The organism is Pseudomonadota bacterium (assembly GCA_022361155.1).
GTDB lineage: Bacteria > Myxococcota_A > Polyangia > Polyangiales > JAKSBK01 > JAKSBK01.
In genome coordinates this window covers 1-1,429 of the sequence record JAKSBK010000322.1, presented here as the reverse complement: position 1 = coordinate 1,429, position 1,429 = coordinate 1, and the positions used below count along the sequence as shown (strand labels likewise).

Genomic DNA, 1,429 nt, shown 5'->3' with positions numbered 1-1,429 from the left:
TAAGATTACGGTTGAAAGTCGGGCGCGCGCGGAAGGCGATGACATCGACGATATTTCGCTCCCGCAGGCCCTTGCTCGGAATCTACGAGAAATCTTGCTGTGGGGAGGCCTAGGTTTGGTTGCCCTATTGACCGTCGGTATCGGTTTCTATGTGTGGCGGCGTAAGCGAGCAGGCAAAGGACTTCTTCCGGAAAAAGTGGAACCGCCTCGGCCGGCCCATGAGATTGCTTTCGAACAGTTAAATGAACTTAAGAAATCCTCGCTTTTAAAGGATGGGCAGACAAAGCAGTACTACATCGAGATATCGGATATCATTCGTCGTTACATCGAAGGGCGATACTTCATTAGGGCTGTGGAGCTTACGACCTTTGAGTTAATTCAAGAGCTGGAGAAGGCTAGAGTGGAGGATGAATTCGTCCGGGCGATCCAAGAATTTCTAGAATTTTGCGATTTAGCAAAGTTTGCCAAGTATGTTCCAACTTCGGAAGAAAACGAGTTGTCCCTAATAAGAGCGTTCGATATCGTCGAAAAATCAAAGCTCGTGTACGATCAACCAACGATATCATCGGATATCCGGAAAGCGTCCACAGAAACACCTGAAAATGCAAAGGCGGGCGAAATCGCCGAGAGCGATGTTCTAATGGACAAAGCAGAAAAGAGCTAAAGATGTTTCGGTTTGCGAATCCTGAGTTTTTGAGCTTATTTATTCTCTTACCGATTCTTGCCTATTGGTATATCAGGAGAAATGTGAGGCGCGGCGGAACGTTGACGTACTCCAATTTGGGCTTCGTTAAAAGTGTCCAAAAGTATGCTGGCAAAAGAAACTACCGACACACAGTTTTTGCCCTTCGACTATTGGCTTTGGGTTTGCTGATTGTATGCTTTGCTCGACCACAAGCCGGACACACCGAGGAGGAAATCCTGACTGAAGGCGTGGACATCGTCTTGGCCATGGATATTTCAAGCAGTATGCTTGCCGAGGACTTCAAACCCCATAATCGCTTGGAGGCCGCCAAACTGGTTGCCGCCGATTTCATCGAAGGGAGAACCAACGACCGCATAGGCATGGTTGTGTTCGCTGCTAAGAGCTTCACACAATGTCCACTCACCCTAGATTATGGAATTTTGCTGAATTTCCTTCAGGAGATCGAGATCGGCCTCATAGAGGACGGAACCGCCATCGGCATGGCCATCGCAAATGCCGCGAATCGACTTAGAGATAGCAAAGCCAAGAGCAAGGTAGTCATTCTGCTTACCGACGGGCAGAATAATCGGGGTCAACTAGATCCACTCACCGCTGCCAAGGTCGCGGATGCCTTCGATATTCGGATTTATACCATCGGGGTCGGCAAGCGTGGCGACGCGCTTTTTCCAGTCGATGATCCCATTTGGGGAAAACGATATGTCCGGATGCCGGTTCAGATCGATG

The 1,429-nt window shown here is 49.0% G+C and carries 1 protein-coding gene and 2 pseudogenes; all 3 read left to right on the top strand.

The genetic code is table 11. From position 1 onward, the window contains the following. A partial coding sequence (locus MJD61_12525; protein ID MCG8556091.1) for a hypothetical protein occupies positions 1-664 on the top strand: 664 nt, incomplete at its 5' end. A gap of 2 nt (positions 665-666) precedes the next feature. Continuing rightward, a pseudogene (locus MJD61_12520) lies at positions 667-840 on the top strand (BatA domain-containing protein). Beyond that, a pseudogene (locus MJD61_12515) lies at positions 820-1,429 on the top strand (VWA domain-containing protein). Before MJD61_12520 ends, MJD61_12515 begins: the two co-directional pseudogenes overlap by 21 nt.